This is a genomic window from Auraticoccus monumenti, from assembly GCF_900101785.1.
GTDB classification, from domain to species: domain Bacteria; phylum Actinomycetota; class Actinomycetes; order Propionibacteriales; family Propionibacteriaceae; genus Auraticoccus; species Auraticoccus monumenti.
This window is the reverse complement of record NZ_LT629688.1, coordinates 3618378-3634169: the sequence shown is the minus strand read 5'-3', so window position 1 is coordinate 3634169 and position 15792 is coordinate 3618378. Positions and strand designations below refer to the sequence as shown.

Below are 15792 nucleotides of genomic sequence, written 5' to 3'. Positions count from 1 at the left end.
CCGCTGAGCTGGCCGGTGCTCCGCCGCGAGGTGATGGCCCGCGGCCGGATCACCACCATGGTCGACGAGCAGGTGCGCACCCCCGAGGGGGACACCATCACCCGCCAGTACCTGCTGCACCCCGGTGCGGTCGGGGTGATCGCCCTGGACGAGCAGGAGCGGGTGGTGCTGGTGCGCCAGTACCGCCACCCCGTCCGCCATCGGCTGCTCGAGCCCCCGGCCGGTCTGCTCGACGTCGCCGAGGAGGACTGGCTGGTCGGCGCCCAGCGCGAGCTGGCCGAGGAGGCCGAGCTGGCCGCCCGCGACTGGCGGGTGCTGGTCGACCAGTTCGTCAGCCCGGGCAGCACCGAGGAGTCGGTGCGGATCTACCTGGCCCGCGACCTGCACCCGGTCGACCGCCCGGACGGGTTCGTGGTCGAGGGCGAGGAGCTCGACATGGACGTGGTGCTGGCCCCGCTGGCCGACCTCGTCGCCGCCGTCCTGGCCGGTCGGGTGCAGAACCCGCTGGCCGTCGCCGGCGTGCTGGCCACCGAGGTCGCCCGCCGCGACGGCTTCGCCTCGCTCCGCCCCGCCGACGCCCCCTGGCCGGTCCGCGACTCCCGGCCGTGACCGATCCCGTCCCGCCGCAGCCGCCGGGCCCCTCGGACGCGTTGACCCGTTTCGTCCGCGGCTTCCTGGACCACCTGTCGGTGGAGCGGGGCATGTCCACCCACACCGTGCAGGCCTACCGGCGCGACCTCAGCCGCTACCTGGACCACCTCGCCGCCCGCGGCACCACCGACCCGGCCGGGATCGACCCGGAGGCCGTCACCTCCTTCGCCCAGCGGCTGCAGACCGGCTGGACCGACGCCGACGGCGCCCGCCACGCCGGGCTGGCCCGGGCCAGCGTCGCCCGGGCGGTCGTGGCGGTCCGCAGCCTGCACCGCTTCGGGGTCGAGGAGCGGGTCACCCTGGACAACCCGGCGGCGGCCGTCCAGCCCCCCAGCGGCGGCCGGCGCCTGCCCAAGGCCCTCCCGCTCAGCCAGGTGCAGGCCCTGCTGGACGCGGTCGACCGCAGCACCCCCACCGGGCTGCGTGACGCCGCCCTGCTGGAGCTCCTCTACGGCACCGGTGCCCGGATCAGCGAGGTGGTCGCCCTCGACGTCGACGACGTGGCCCGCCTGGTCGAGCCCGACGCCGACCCGCGCCAGGGGCTCCGCCTGATCGGCAAGGGGGACAAGGAGCGGATGGTGCCGCTCGGCTCCTACGCCCGGCGCGCGGTCTCGGACTGGCTGGTCCGCGGACGTCCCGCACTGGCCGCCGCCGGCTCACCGGGACCGGCCCTGCTGCTCAACACCCGCGGGGGGCGACTCTCCCGGCAGAGCGCCTGGGCCCTGCTGCGCTCCGCCGCCACCCGGGCCGGGCTGGACGTCGAGATCTCCCCGCACACGCTGCGGCACTCCTTCGCCACCCACCTCCTCGACGGCGGCGCCGACGTCCGGGTGGTGCAGGAGCTCCTCGGCCACGCCTCGGTCACCACCACCCAGATCTACACCCTGGTGACCGTGGACCACCTGCGCGAGGTCTACCTCGGCGCCCACCCGCGGGCCCGCTGAACCAGGAGGCCGTCCAGCGCACGTCGTGGGGAGGAGGCGGGCAGGTCGCGCGTTCCGCCCGAACTCACCCGGGCGTACTGGGGGGTGGCTCGGCACCCACGGTGACGAGCCACGTCAGGACCGCCCGGGAACGGCGGATCGGCCAGCACCCGCTCGGTGACCTGCTCGGACCGTACACGCCGGGACCCCCTCGTCACGGCGGTGCGCACCGTGACGTCTCGGCCACGGCAGTGGTGCTCGGTCGGTGATCGGTCCCCGGAGCCCGGGCTCGGCCCGGCGTCGAGGCCGCCCCTGCCGCCTCAGCGGCCTCGCCCCTTCCGACACGGACGACTTGTCGCTACAGTTCCCACCAATTCGTGACGCACACGTCCAGAATCAGAGCACCGCAGCCAGAATGCGGGCACCGCGCTCGGGAAGGCCTCCTCACAGGAGGTGGCTCGCTCGACGCACTGACACCGTAGTCAGCAACCTGGAGGACCAATGGAGCTTCCTCGCCTCACCCGCCGCAGCCTTCTCTACGGCTCGGCCGTGGTGGCCGGTACAGCAGCCCTCGCCGCCTGCACCAGCGGCAGCAACAGCCCTGACCCGAACCAGTCGGGCAACGCGCCGTCGGGCGGGGGCTCGGCCGCGGTCGGCTCGGCCACCGAGCCGCTGCCCGCGCCGGGCACCTACCAGCAGGCGCCGAACATCGACCCGAGCCTGCCTCCGGTCGCGGAGCGGCTGCCCGAGAACCCCTACGTCATCCCGCACAACTGGGCGACCCCCGGCAAGTACGGCGGCAAGCTGAACCTCAACACCTTCTCCACGACCGGCACGGCCAGGGCCGACTCCAACCGCAACTTCTTCTACGGCCACTCCCCGCTGCGCTACCTCAACGACGGCAAGGACATCGCCCCCGGGCTGGTCGAGTCCTGGGAGTCCAACGAGGACGCCTCGGAGTGGACGTTCTACTTCCGCAAGGGCCTCAAGTGGTCCGACGGCGAGCCGTTCACCACCGAGAACGTCATGTTCTGGTGGGACGAGTTCGTCATCGAGCAGAAGATGGCCGTCACGCCGCCCGACGAGGCCCGGTCCGGCACGGGCGCCCTGGCCGAGTTCACCGCGGTGGACGACACCACGCTGAGGATGACCTTCGACGCACCGGCCCCGCTGACCGCGGACCGGATGGCGATGTGGGTGAACGGCAACATCGGCAAGAACGGTCCGATCTGGGTCATGCCCAGCCACTACCTCAAGCAGTTCCACCCCGACTACGGCGACGATGTGCCCGACGACTGGGACACCGTGGGCGGCCTGATGGAGACCAAGGCCGACTGGCACCGCAACCCGGACTGCCCGACCTTGATCGGCTACCGGTGCAAGTCCTTCGACAACACCAGGGGTGTCGTGCTCGAGCGCAACCCCTACTACTGGGCCGTGATGCCGAACGGGGACCAGCTGCCCTACATCGACGAGATCCAGATCAGCGTCGTCTCCGACGCCGAGGCCGGCAAGCTCCAGGTGCAGCAGGGCAGCGTGGACTACACCCACGGGCCGTTCAACCAGATCACGCTGAACGACGTCCAGGGCATCCGGGACAGCGCGGCGCAGGCCGGGACCGAGGTCGTGCTGTGGGACAGCGGGTCGGGCACCGGCTCGATCTTCTTCCTCAACTACGACTACGTCGACGAGGAGCTGCGCGACGTCATCCGGGAGCCGAAGTTCCGTCAGGCGATCTCGCACGCGTTCAACCGCGAGGCGGTCCGCCGGTCGGTCTACTTCAACACCGGCGAGGCGACCACCGGGACGCTGAGCCCGAAGGCGATCGAGTACCAGGTCGACGACACCGGCCGGCAGGCCTACAGCTCCTGGCGTGACGCCTACGTCGCCTACGACGTGGAGAAGGCCAAGCAGCTGCTGGAGGAGATCGGGGTGACCGACGCCGACGGCGACGGGATGCGCGAGCTGCCCGGCGGCGGCAAGCTGACGCTGCGGCTGGACACGACCGCCGACTCCTCCCAGGAGCACAAGACCAAGGACAACCAGCTGGTCTCCGACCTCAAGGCCGTCGGCATCGAGATGCGGGTCAACCCCATCCCTCCGCAGAGCTACGACGACGAGTGGAAGACCGGCAAGCTGATGGGCCACAGCAACTGGGAGGTCGGGGACGGCCCGAACCACCTGGTGTACCCGCAGTGGCTGGTGCCCCTGGAGTTCACCCGCTGGGCCCCGCTGGAGGGTCAGTGGTACCAGCAGCTGGGCACCAAGACCGAGGGGACCGAGGCCGACGTCGACCCCTGGGAGCGGACACCGCCGCGGATGGAGCCGGAGCCGGACGGGCCCATCCAGAAGCTGTGGGACCTGTACAACGCCAGCAAGGTCGAGCCGGACGAGCTGAAGCGGCACCAGCTGGTGTGGGACATGATCAAGATCCACATCTCCGACGGCCCGTTCTTCATCGGGTCGGTGGCCAACTACCCGCAGGTCATCGTGGTGAAGACGGATCTGAAGAACGTCCCGCGCACGGAGAACCTCGCGCAGGGCGGGATGGTCAACCCGTGGATCCACCCGACGCCGGCGGTCTACGACCCCGAGTGCTACTTCTGGGACAACCCCGACCAGCACACCACCTGACGTGTGACGTCCGCGGCGGCACCTGCCGCCGCGGACCCACCCGTCCACGTGCCGTGATGTCCTGATCGAGGGGGGTTCGTCCGATGCTCGTCTTCATCGCCCGGCGGCTGGCCTACGCCGCGCTGACCGTGGTCGCCGTCTCCTTGGTGGCGTTCTTCATCATCGAGCTGGCGCCCGGGTCGGCGATCACGGCCGAGATCTCCCGGCTCCGCGCCCAGGGCAACGTCGTCTCCGACGCGCAGGTCCAGGCCCTGGAGGAGCAGTACGGGATCAACGACCCCTGGATCGTCAAGTACGGCAAGTGGGCCGGCGGCCTCCTCACGGGCGACTTCGGCCAGTCCTTCGCCTTCCGGGAGCCGGTGGCCGACCTGATCTGGAGCCGGCTCGGGCTGTCGATCGCGCTGTCCGTCGGCGCGATCATCATCGCCTGGGCGGTCGCGATCCCCATCGGCGTGTACTCCGCGACCCACCGGTACAGCCTGCCCGACAACGTCATCACGGTGATCCAGTTCGTCGGGGTGGCCATCCCCGAGTTCCTGCTGGCCCTGGCGGTGATGACGGCCGCGGTGCGCTGGGGTGGGATAGAAGTCGGCGGGTTGTTCTCCAACGAGTACCGCAACGCGGAGTGGAGCGCTGCGAAGTTCGCCGACATGCTGGGCCACCTCTGGATGCCCCTGGTGGTGATCACGGTGGGGAGCACCGCCTGGCTCACCCGCGTGATGCGCGCGAACCTGTTCGACGTGCTGGGCCAGCAGTACATCCAGACCGCCCGTGCCAAGGGGGTCTCCGAGTCACGGGTGATCTGGAAGCACGCCGTGCGCAACGCCCTGCACCCCCTGGTGATGACGTTCGGGACCACCCTGTCGGCCCTGATCTCGGGCGAGGCGATCGTCTCGATCGTGTTCGCGCTGCCCACGACGGGCCAGGCGCTGCTGCAGAGCCTCATCGTCAAGGACACCTACGTGGCGGCGACCCTGCTGGTCTTCCTCTCGATCCTGCTGGTCATCGGGAACGTGATCTCCGATCTCGCCCTCGCCTGGATCGACCCACGAGCCCGGACAGCGAGCTAGGAGCAGAGATGACGGCAACAGCTCAGATCTCCGGGGCGGGGCTCGACGAGGGCACGTCCCAGGGCACCGGCGCACCGGGCACCGGCGGACCGGCGGCGCAGGACAGCAAGATCGGTGAGGTCTCCCAGCGCAGCCTCATGGTGCGTCGCTTCAAGCGGAGCAAGCTCGCGGTCGCGAGCCTGGTCATCCTGATCCTGATGTACCTCGGGGCCCTCTTCGCCGGCTTCCTCTCGCCCAGCGACCCGGCGGCGGTGAACCAGGAGTTCAAGTACGCCGCGCCCAGCTCGTGGACGTGGTCCGGCGGGCCGGCGGTCTGCCGGACCACCCAGGAGATCGACCCGATCAACATCTCCACGACCTACGTCACCAACTGCGACGACCCGATCCAACTGCAGTTCTTCAGCAGGGGGTACGAGTACGAGCTGTTCGGCTTCATCCCGACCGACCGCCACCTCTTCACGGTGCCCGAGGGCCGCGTCCTGGTCTTCGGGGCGGACGGCAACGGCCGCGACCTCTTCAGCCGCACGATCCACGGTGCCCAGGTCTCGCTGACCATCGGCCTGCTCGGGGTCATCGTGGCGACCGTCCTCGGGTCGGTCCTCGGAACCATCTCCGGCTACGCCGGCGGGGCGACCGACACCGTGATCCAGCGCGTCATCGAGGTCATCATGTCGGTCCCGACCATCCCGCTGTGGGCCACCATGGCCGCCGTCATGCCGCAGGACCTCTCGGTCACCCAGCGGTACTTCGTGATGACGATGATCTTGTCCCTGGTGGCCTGGACAGGTCTGGCCAGGCAGGTGCGCGGCAAGGTGATGGGGTACGCCTCGGCCGACTACGTCGCCGCGGCCCGGTCGGCGAACGCGTCGGGGTTCCGGATCGTGACCACCCACCTGCTGCCCAACGCGGCCAGCCACATCGTGGCCGTGTCGATGCTGGCGATCCCGGCCACCATCCTCGCCGAGACGGCCCTGTCCTTCCTCGGCATCGGCATGCTCGACCCGGCGATCAGCTGGGGTGTGCTGCTGCAGGACGCGTCGCGCATCGACGTGCTGCAGCAGTACCCGTGGGTGCTCATCCCCGGCGTCGCCGTGGTCCTCGCCATCACCTGCTTCCAGCTGCTCGGCGACGGCGTGCGCGATGCCGTCGACCCGTACAGCTGAGCCGTCCACGAGCCAAGGAGAAGCACACCGTGACCACGAGCACCGAGCACCCCGAGGACGTCATCGTCTCGGTCCAGGACCTGCAGGTGGAGTTCAAGACCACCCTCGGCGTGGTCCGCGCGCTCAACGGCGTGAGCTTCGACATCCCGCGCGGCAAGGTGGTCGGGATCGTCGGTGAGAGCGGCTGCGGCAAGAGCGTCACCGCCCGCGCGATCATGCAGATCATCGAGCACCCGGGGAAGATCACGAACGGCTCGATCGAGTTCCACCGGCAGGGCGGCGACAGGGCGACGTCGCAGCTGCTGGCCGAGGACGGGGCCGGGGCGGACGACGCGGTGACGGCGTCCGGCGGGGTCGACATCACCCGGCTGAACCCGCGCAGCGCAGCGATGCGGGCGATCCGCGGTGCCGAGATCGCGATGATCTTCCAGGAGCCGATGACCTCGCTCAACCCCGTGTACACGGTCGGGTCGCAGATCGAGGAGGCGATCCTGCTGCACCAGACGCCGGACAAGGAGAAGGCGCGTCAGCAGGCGGTCGACATGCTCCGCCAGGTCGGCATGCCCAACCCCGAACGGATCGCCAAGTCCTACCCGCACCAGCTCTCCGGTGGCATGCGGCAGCGGGCCATGATCGCGATGGCGATGTCCTGCCACCCCGCGCTGCTCATCGCCGACGAGCCGACGACCGCGCTGGACGTCACGACCGAGGCCCAGATCCTGGCGCTGATGCGCAAGCTCAAGGACGAGATCGGCATGTCCATCATGTTCATCACCCACAGCATGGGTGTCGTGGCGCAGCTCTGCGACGAGGTCATCGTGATGTACCTCGGCCAGGTGGTGGAGCGGGCGTCGGTGGACGAGATCTTCTACAACCCCAAGCACCCCTACACGCGCTCGCTGCTGCGCTCCATCCCGCGGATCGGCATGGCCGAGCACACACCGCTCGAGGTGATCAAGGGCTCGATCCCCGACCCGTACACCCAGGTCACGGGGTGCAGCTTCCACCCCCGCTGCCCGGACTACCTCGGCGACGTGTGCCGCGACACCATCCCGGCCGAGGCACTCCTCGCCGGCCCGACCCCGCACGGGGCGAAGTGCCACCTGTACACCGACGAGGGACGGGCCGCGCTCGCGGCGCCGGCCACCACGAGGGGATGACGATGACCGAGACGGTGAGCCCCGAGCCCGTGAAGTCCGAGCCGCTGCTGGAGGTGACGGACCTGCGGAAGTGGTTCCCGATCAAGGGCGGGATGCTGCGGCGCACGATCGGCCACGTCAAGGCGGTGGACGGGGTGTCGCTCACCGTGGCCAAGGGCGAGACGCTCGCGGTGGTCGGCGAGTCCGGCTGCGGCAAGAGCACGACGGGTCGCACCATCCTCCGGCTCGAGGAGCCGACCGGTGGGACGGTGGTGTTCCGGCACCCCGAGCTCGGACCGGTGGACCTGGCGACCGCGGACCGGAAGACGATGAACCAGGTCCGGCCGCGGATGCAGATCATCTTCCAGGACCCCTTCGCCTCCCTCGACGCGCGGATGACCGTCGGCCGGCTGATCGCCGAGCCGCTGGTCATCAACGGCGTGCTCAAGGGCCAGGCCCTGCGTGACCGGGTGGCCGAGCTGCTGACCGTGGTGGGTCTGCGGCCCGAGCACGCGAGCCGCTACCCGCACGCCTTCTCCGGCGGTCAGCGCCAGCGGATCGGGATCGCCCGCGCGATCGCGCTCGACCCCGACCTGATCATCTGCGACGAGCCGGTCTCGGCGCTGGACGTGTCGGTCCAGGCCCAGGTCATCAACCTGCTGGAGGACCTGCAGGAGCGGCTGGGACTGACCTACGTGTTCATCTCCCACGACCTGTCGGTGGTGGAGCACATCGCCGACCGGGTGGCGGTGATGTACGTCGGTCGTGTCGTCGAGATCGGCACCACCCAGGAGCTCTTCTACAGCCCGAAGCACCCCTACACCGAGGCGCTGCTGTCGGCGCTGCCGCAGCCCGACCCACGCAACCGGACGGAGGTCGTGCCGCTGACCGGTGACGTGCCGAGCCCGGCCGACCCGCCGTCGGGGTGCTACTTCCACACCCGCTGCCCGTACGCCCAGCCGGTCTGCTCCGAGGAGACCCCGGCGTTGCGGACGCTGCTCGCGGAGGACGGGTCGTCCACCGGCACGGTGCGGCAGGCCGCCTGCCACTTCGCCGAGGAGCTGCATCTCAAGGGGGCCGTCGTGCCGTCCCCGGTCGTGGGCGGGCGCGGCGACGAGCAGTTCGCGCCGGTCGGAGCCCGGCCGATGTCCGCGGCCGAGGGGGTCGCTCCGTGAGCGGGCCGGGCGCCCGGGTGGGGCGGCCGCGGTTCTCCGGCATCACCACGTTCACCGACGAGGACGGCCGCTACGAGTTCCGGCACCCGTCGGGATGGGTGCGCTCCGACCTGGACCTGGACCTGGACGGCGTCATCGTCCGGCCCGAGGTCGACGACGAGTCGACGTACTTCGCGGTGGCGGTGACCGACCTCGGGGTCGCCGTGCTCGCCGAGGACCTGGAGACGCTGCGGGCGGGCTTCGACGACGGGGTCGCCCAATTGCCCGACGTCGTGGTGGAGGCGAGCTCGGACACCACGTACAACAACATCGTCCGGCTCGAGCGGACCTTCACCTTCTCCGAGGACGGCGCCACCCGCAAGCGTCGGGTCTGGGCCCTCTGCGCCGACCGCTGGCAGTTCGTCGTCGCCTTCCAGGGCTCGACCGTCGAGGAGTTCGCGTACTGGCTGCCGATGGGCAACTACTGCTTCACCGCGTTCCAGCTGCCGCACGCGCTGTGGTTCGCCACCGACCCGGCGGTCAGCACCGGACCCGACGCGCAGGGGTAGCGCCGACGACGCCTCCCCGACCTCGACTCCTCGGTGGGCCGGTCGGCCGTGGCGCCCTCCTCGGCGCGGGCGGCGGCGTGGACCGACGAGCTCTCACCCGGGAGCCAGCCGTGGTGCCGGTGGCCCCCTGAGCCGGGGGGCGCTGCGCACCCCTCGGGGCACGACCGCCTCCGGCACGGCCCCGGTCGCGGTAACCTCGACCTCTGGTGTCGCCCGGAAGGAACCACGTGGACCACGCACAGGCCGCTGGCCAGCAGAGCCTGCTCTTCGAGACCGCGCCGGCGGTGGGACGCGCCAGCGCGTCCGGTCAGCCGGCCGCCCTCGGACCGACGGGTCGCCCCTGGCCGGAGCTGCCCGAGCCCACGCCCCCGGGCCCCGGCCCGCGGCGGGCCACCATCATCGCCATGTGCAACCAGAAGGGCGGGGTCGGCAAGACCACCTCGACCATCAACCTGGGCGCCGCGCTGGCCGAGACCGGACGACGCGTGCTGATGGTCGACTTCGACCCGCAGGGTTCGCTCTCGGTCGGGCTGGGCGTCAACCCGCACACCCTCGAGGCCAGCGTCTACAACCTGCTGATGTCTCGCGAGCACACCTTCGACGAGGTGGTCACCGACACCGTGGTGCCGGGCCTGGACCTGCTGCCGGCCAACATCGACCTCTCCGCCGCCGAGGTGCAGCTGGTCTCGGAGGTGGCCCGGGAGCAGACCCTCAAGCGGGTGCTGGACCGGGTCCGCGACCGCTACGACGTCATCCTGATCGACTGCGCCCCCTCCCTCGGGCTGCTCACCGTCAACGCCCTGACCGCCAGCGACGAGGTCGTCGTCCCGCTGGAGTGCGAGTTCTTCGCCCTGCGGGGGGTGGCGCTGCTGACCGACACCATCGCCAAGGTGCAGGACCGGCTGAACCCGTCGCTGAACCTGATGGGCATCCTCGGCACCATGTACGACGCCCGCACCCTGCACAGCCGCGAGGTGCTGGAGCGGGTGGTGCAGGCCTTCGGCGACGTCGTGTTCCACACCGTGATCCGACGCACCATCAAGTTCCCCGAGACCACCGTGGCGGGGGAGCCGATCACCACCTACGCCTCCTCCTCGCCGGGAGCCGCCGCCTACCGCTCGCTCGCCCGGGAGGTGCTGGCCCGATGCCGCGCCGAGTGAACCTGCCCGGCGCCTCGGAGCTGTTCCGCCCCACCCAGGGCGTGCCGGACCTGGTCCCCGGACCGGCATCACCCGCCTCCGCGTCGCCGCGCACCGCACCCGGTCCCCAGGCCACCGGGCGGGTCCGCCACGACGAGAAGATCACCGTCTACGTCAGCAGCGACGAGCTGGTCGCGCTGGAGCAGGCCCGGTTGCAGCTGCGGGCCGAGCACCGGCTGGGGGTGGACCGGGGACGCATCGTGCGCGCCGCCATCGCCGCCGCCCTGGCCGACCTCGCCGAGAGGGGCGCGGACTCGGACCTGGTCCAGCGCCTCGGCGACACGTGAGCAGGTCGGCCACCGCCGACCGCCTGGCCGGCACCGAGGGCCGTCCCACCTTCAACGTCCGCCTGGACAACTTCGAGGGCCCCTTCGACCTGCTGCTCCAGCTGATCTCCCGGCACCGGATGGACGTCACCGAGGTGGCCCTGTCACGGGTCACCGACGAGTTCATCGCCCACATCAAGGCCGCCGGCAGCGTCTGGGACCTCGAGCAGACCAGCCAGTTCGTGCTGGTGGCAGCCACCCTGCTGGACCTGAAGGCCGCCCGGCTGCTGCCCCAGGGGGAGGTCGAGGACCCCGAGGACCTGGCCCTGCTGGAGGCCCGCGACCTGCTCTTCGCCCGGCTGCTGCAGTACCGCGCCTTCAAGCAGGTGGCGGCCTGGCTGGAGGACGTCCTCACCGACCAGGGCCGCCGGTTCCCACGCCCCGGTGGGCTGGAGGACCGCTACGCGCGGCTGCTGCCGGAGGTGACCTTCGCCTCCGGCCCGGAGCGGCTGGCCGTGCTGGCCGCCCGCGCCATGACGCCGCGACCCATCCAGCAGCTGTCCCTGGCGCACCTGCACGCGCCCCAGGTCAGCGTCCGGGAGCAGGCGTCCCTGATCGTGGCCAGGCTGCGGCGGTCCCGCGCCATCACCTTCCGCAGCCTCACCGGGGACGCGGACCGGATGACCACGGTGGCCCGCTTCCTCGCCCTGCTCGAGCTGTACCGCGAGCGCGCGGTGGCCTTCGAGCAGGTGGACCCGCTGGGGGAGCTGACCATCCGCTGGGTGGGCAGCGACTCCGGTGAGCTGGACATCTCCGACGAGTTCGACGAGGCCCCCGTCCTCGACGACGGCACCGTCCGCGAGGACGGCACACCGCCGGAGGACGCGCCTCCCGCCGGCGACGGCGCCCACGAGAAGGCAGGAGACCCGCGTGGCTGAGCACGACGTCGCCGGGACCGCGTCCACCGCGGGGGAGGACCCTGCCGGGGGGCAGACCGTGCACCCCGAGCTGGCCGGCGAGCTGTCCGGCCCGGTGGAGGCCCTGCTGCTGATGGCCGACGAGCCGCTGAGCGCGTTCACCCTGGCCCAGGTGCTCGAGGTGCCGGTGGAGGTGGTGGAGCAGACCCTGCGCCAGCTGCAGCTGTTCTACGACGAGACCGGCCGCGGGTTCGAGCTGCGCCACCTGGCCGGGGGCTGGCGCTACTGGACCCGCCCCGAGCACGCCGAGGTGATCACCCGGGCCGTGCTGGAGGGCCAGCAGTCCCGGCTCTCCCAGGCGGCGCTGGAGACCCTGGCCGTGGTGGCCTACCTGCAGCCGATCTCGCGGGCCCGGATCTCGGCGGTGCGCGGGGTGAACGTGGACGGTGTGGTGCGGACGCTCCTCGCCCGGGAGATGATCGAGGAGGCCGGGCAGGACCCGGTCACCGGGGCCGTCGTGTTCCGGACCACCGAGACGTTCCTGGAGCGGATCGGGCTGGAGTCGCTGGACCAGCTGCCCGACCTCGCCCCGCACCTGCCCGACGCCAGCGCGCTGGAGGCCGAGCTGGGCCAGCTCGCCACCCCCGGTCCGGTGGCCGAGCCCCTGCCCGCCGACGACGACGTGCCCACCGACGACGACGTGCCCACCGACGAGGACGTGCCCACCGACGAGGCGGCCACCTCCGCACCACCCGACGACGACCCCGAGGAGCAGCCGTGAGCGGCAAGGACGAGGACCAGACCGACGAGCAGCAGGGGGTCCGCCTGCAGAAGGTTCTGGCCCGGGCCGGCTTCGCCTCCCGGAGGGCCAGCGAGAACCTGATCCACGAGGGCCGGGTGGAGGTCAACGGCTCGGTGGTGATGGAGCAGGGCCTGCGGGTCGACCCGGCCAACGACGTCATCCGCGTGGACGGCGCCCGCGTCCCACCGGCCCGCCACCACGTCTACCTGGTGGTCAACAAGCCCCGCGGCGTGGTCTCCACCATGGACGACCCGCTGGAGCGGCGGACCCTGGACGACCTGCTGGGACGGCGCAAGGAGCGCGTCTTCCACGTCGGGCGCCTGGACACCGACACCGAGGGCCTGATCCTGCTGACCAACGACGGCGAGTTCGCGCACCGGATGACCCACCCGTCCTGGAAGGTGCCCAAGACCTACCTGGCCGAGGTCGAGGGCGTGGTGGACGCCCGCATCGTGCGCCGGCTGGAGAAGGGCGTCACCCTGGACGACGGGCCGGTGAAGCCCGACGCCGTCCGGCTGGTCTCCACGACGGGCAGCCGCAGCATGCTGCAGGTGACCCTGCACGAGGGCCGCAACCGCATCGTGCGGCGGATGATGGACACCGTGGGGCACCCGGTCAACCAGCTCTCCCGCATCGCGATCGGCCCGGTGCGCCTGGGCCGGCTGCCGGTGGGGGAGCTGCGCGAGCTGACCCGCGAGGAGCTGGGCAAGCTGCTCGACCTGGTCGGGATGTGACGGTGGACCTCGGCGGGGACGGTGGCCGGCGGTGCTGAGCCGGCGCATCTACGGCCTGGAGACCGAGTTCGGCGTGGCCTCGACCAGCCGGACCGGTCGCCGGGTCAACCCCGACGAGGTGGCTCGCTACCTGTTCCGCACCGTGGTCAGCTGGGGGCGCTCCAGCAACGTCTTCCTCTCCAACGGGGCCAGGGTCTACCTCGACGTCGGCTCCCACCCCGAGTACGCCACCGCCGAGTGCGACGACCTGCACCAGCTCGTCGCCCACGACCGGGCCGGTGAGCTGGTGGTGTCCCGGCTGGCCGCCGACGCCCGCGAGCGGCTGGCCGAGGAGGGCGTGGACGCCCAGATCTACCTGTTCAAGAACAACGCCGACAGCCACGGCAACTCCTACGGCTGCCACGAGAACTACCTGATCTCCCGCGAGGGGGACTTCCACCGCTACACCGACCTGCTGGTGCCCTTCCTGGTCTCGCGCCAGCTGGTCTGCGGGGCCGGGCGGATCATCCGCGACGGCCCCCGCAGCGGGTACGCGCTCAGCCAGCGCGCCGAGCACATCTGGGAGTCGGTCTCCTCCGCCACCACCCGCAGCCGTCCCATCATCAACACCCGCGACGAGCCCCACGCCGACCCCGAGCGCTACCGGCGGCTGCACGTCATCGTCGGGGACTCCACGATGAGCGAGACCACCACGCTGCTCAAGGTGGGCAGCCTGGAGCTGGTGCTGCGTCTGGTCGAGGACGGCGTGGTGATGCGCGACCTGGCCCTGGAGAACCCGATCAGAGCCCTGCGCGACATCAGCCGGGACCCGACCGGGCGCGCGGAGGTGGTGCTGGCCAACGGTCGCACCACCACCGGGCTGGCCCTGCAGCAGGCCTACCTGGAGGCGGTGCAGCGCCACGTCGCGGCCGAGATGGACCCCGGCGAGGACCTCCGCCGGGTGCTCGACCTGTGGCAGCGGGCCCTGGCGGCCATCGAGTCCGACCGGGTGGAGGACATCGAGACCGAGATCGACTGGGCCATCAAGCGGCGGCTGCTGCGCCGCTACGCCGACCGGGACCACCTCGCCCCGGACGACCCCCGGCTGGCGCAGATCGACCTCGCCTACCACGACATCGACCCCGACCGCGGCCTCTTCCGGCTGCTGGAGAGGCGGGGCGCCGCGGTGCGGCTCACCAGCCCCGACGAGGTCGAGCGCGCCACCACCGAGCCGCCGTCCACCACCCGGGCGCGGCTGCGCGGGCAGTTCGTCACCGCCGCCCGAGAGCACGGGCTGGAGTACACCGTGGACTGGGTGCACCTGAAGCTCAACGACCAGTCCCAGCGCACCATCCTGTGCCGCGACCCCTTCGTCAGCACCGACGAGCGGGTCGACCGGCTGATCGCCGCCATGGGGCGCCGCGAGGACGGCTGAGCCCCGCTCGGCGGCAGGGGCCGGTCCTACGCCTCGGGTATGTTTCACCGGTGCCCAGGACCAGCCCGACGCCCCCCCGACCGTTGACCGCCCCCCGACCGAGGAGTGCCGCACGCGGCCGACTCGCGCGGGCCGCCGCCGTCTCGGCCCTGCTCCCGCTGCTGGCCCTGACGGCCTGCGGCACCGAGGAGCCGGAGGCCGTCCCCTCCCCGGACCCCAGCGAGAGCGCCACCGCGGCCCCCAGCGAGAGCGCCAGCCCGAGCGCCTCGGCCAGCCCCAGCCCCACCCCCGAGCCCGTCGAGCCCTCCGACGACCTGGACGCCATCACGGTGACCGGTGACTTCGGCGAGGCCCCCGAGGTCGAGGTGGACGCCCCGTGGGCGGTCGACCAGACCCGGACGAAGGTCCTGTCGGAGGGCGACGGCACCGCCCTCACCACCGAGAGCACCGCCGAGGTGAACTACTACGGCGTGAACGCCCGCACCGGAGAGGTCTTCGACCAGTCCTTCGAGCGTGGCCAGACCGCCGTGTTCCCGCTCAACCAGGTCGTCCCCGGCTTCTCCAAGGGCCTGGACGGGCAGAAGGTGGGCAGCCGCGTGCTGATCGCCATGCCCGGCGAGGACGGCTACGACTCCTCCGGCGGCAACCCGCAGGCGGGCATCGAGCTCGGCGACACGCTGATCTTCGTCGTCGACGTGGTCGCCACCCAGCTCGAGGGCCCCGAGGGCGAGGAGGTCGAGCCGCGTGAGGGTCTGCCCACCGTCTCCGGCCCCGTCGACGAGCCCACCGTGGAGGTCCCCGACACCGAGCCGCCGGCCGAGCTCGTGGTCCAGCCGCTGATCGAGGGCGAGGGCCAGGAGGTCACCGCCACCGACGTCATCACCGTCGACTACCAGGGCGTGGTCTGGGACGGCGGGGAGGTGGTGCAGAACAGCTTCGCCGCCGAGCCCGAGACCGGGCCGCTGTCCTCGCTGATCCCCGGCTGGCAGGAGGGCCTGGTGGGCCAGAAGGTGGGCAGCCGGGTGCTGCTGGTGGTGCCCCCGGAGAAGGCCTTCCCCGACGGCAACCCGACCCCGAGCATCGCCCCGGGCCAGACCATGGTCTACGTGGTGGACATCCTGTTCGCCCAGCCCGGGCAGTGAGCCCGACCCGCACCT

At 71.6% G+C, this 15792-nt stretch carries 15 protein-coding genes; all 15 read left to right on the top strand.

Annotated elements, in window-relative coordinates; genetic code table 11:
- Positions 1-33: 33 nt before the first annotated feature.
- The 15 genes from BLT52_RS16830 to BLT52_RS16760 all read left to right on the top strand — a co-directional run bounded on the left by BLT52_RS16830 (position 34) and on the right by BLT52_RS16760 (position 15777).
- Complete coding sequence (locus BLT52_RS16830) at positions 34-609, top strand: NUDIX domain-containing protein (RefSeq protein WP_231946655.1); 576 nt, start codon at positions 34-36, stop codon at positions 607-609.
- Between the two features lie 41 nt (positions 610-650).
- Positions 651-1595, top strand: coding sequence for a site-specific tyrosine recombinase XerD (locus tag BLT52_RS16825; protein ID WP_090596983.1), 945 nt, complete (start codon positions 651-653; stop codon positions 1593-1595).
- A gap of 480 nt (positions 1596-2075) precedes the next feature.
- The gene (locus tag BLT52_RS16820; RefSeq protein ID WP_090595145.1) at positions 2076-4208 is read left to right on the top strand and encodes an ABC transporter substrate-binding protein; all 2133 of its coding nucleotides are present in this window, start codon (positions 2076-2078) and stop codon (positions 4206-4208) included.
- 83 nt (positions 4209-4291) lie between these two features.
- Positions 4292-5278 (top strand): ABC transporter permease, encoded by a 987-nt coding sequence (locus BLT52_RS16815; protein WP_090595144.1) that lies wholly within the window; start codon positions 4292-4294, stop codon positions 5276-5278.
- A gap of 8 nt (positions 5279-5286) precedes the next feature.
- Positions 5287-6441, top strand: a complete 1155-nt coding sequence (locus tag BLT52_RS16810) for an ABC transporter permease (protein WP_090595142.1) — start codon at positions 5287-5289, stop codon at positions 6439-6441.
- Between the two features lie 29 nt (positions 6442-6470).
- On the top strand, positions 6471-7601 hold the full coding sequence (locus BLT52_RS16805; RefSeq protein ID WP_090595140.1) for an ABC transporter ATP-binding protein: 1131 nt from the start codon (positions 6471-6473) through the stop codon (positions 7599-7601).
- Complete coding sequence (locus BLT52_RS16800) at positions 7598-8755, top strand: ABC transporter ATP-binding protein (protein WP_172804071.1); 1158 nt, start codon at positions 7598-7600, stop codon at positions 8753-8755. The genes BLT52_RS16805 and BLT52_RS16800 overlap by 4 nt, the downstream gene beginning before the upstream one ends.
- The gene (locus tag BLT52_RS16795) at positions 8752-9303 is read left to right on the top strand and encodes a hypothetical protein (protein WP_090595137.1); all 552 of its coding nucleotides are present in this window, start codon (positions 8752-8754) and stop codon (positions 9301-9303) included. The genes BLT52_RS16800 and BLT52_RS16795 overlap by 4 nt, the downstream gene beginning before the upstream one ends.
- 260 nt (positions 9304-9563) lie before the next feature.
- Positions 9564-10463: a ParA family protein gene (locus tag BLT52_RS16790; protein ID WP_090596981.1), complete on the top strand. Its 900-nt coding sequence runs from the start codon at positions 9564-9566 to the stop codon at positions 10461-10463.
- Positions 10448-10789, top strand: a complete 342-nt coding sequence (locus BLT52_RS16785) for a hypothetical protein (protein ID WP_090595136.1) — start codon at positions 10448-10450, stop codon at positions 10787-10789. Before BLT52_RS16790 ends, BLT52_RS16785 begins: the two co-directional genes overlap by 16 nt.
- On the top strand, positions 10786-11706 hold the full coding sequence (locus BLT52_RS16780; protein WP_090595134.1) for a segregation and condensation protein A: 921 nt from the start codon (positions 10786-10788) through the stop codon (positions 11704-11706). The genes BLT52_RS16785 and BLT52_RS16780 overlap by 4 nt, the downstream gene beginning before the upstream one ends.
- Positions 11699-12466, top strand: coding sequence for an SMC-Scp complex subunit ScpB (scpB, locus tag BLT52_RS16775; RefSeq protein WP_231946368.1), 768 nt, complete (start codon positions 11699-11701; stop codon positions 12464-12466). Before BLT52_RS16780 ends, scpB begins: the two co-directional genes overlap by 8 nt.
- The gene (locus tag BLT52_RS16770) at positions 12463-13221 is read left to right on the top strand and encodes a pseudouridine synthase (RefSeq protein WP_090595133.1); all 759 of its coding nucleotides are present in this window, start codon (positions 12463-12465) and stop codon (positions 13219-13221) included. Before scpB ends, BLT52_RS16770 begins: the two co-directional genes overlap by 4 nt.
- Positions 13222-13252: 31 nt before the next feature.
- Positions 13253-14635 carry a Pup--protein ligase gene (gene pafA, locus BLT52_RS16765; protein WP_231946367.1) on the top strand — a complete coding sequence of 461 codons (1383 nt, stop codon included), beginning with the start codon at positions 13253-13255 and terminating at the stop codon, positions 14633-14635.
- 50 nt (positions 14636-14685) lie between these two features.
- Entirely contained in the window at positions 14686-15777 is a 1092-nt protein-coding gene (locus BLT52_RS16760) for an FKBP-type peptidyl-prolyl cis-trans isomerase (RefSeq protein WP_231946366.1), read from the top strand.
- The last annotated feature ends 15 nt before the right edge of the window (positions 15778-15792 follow it).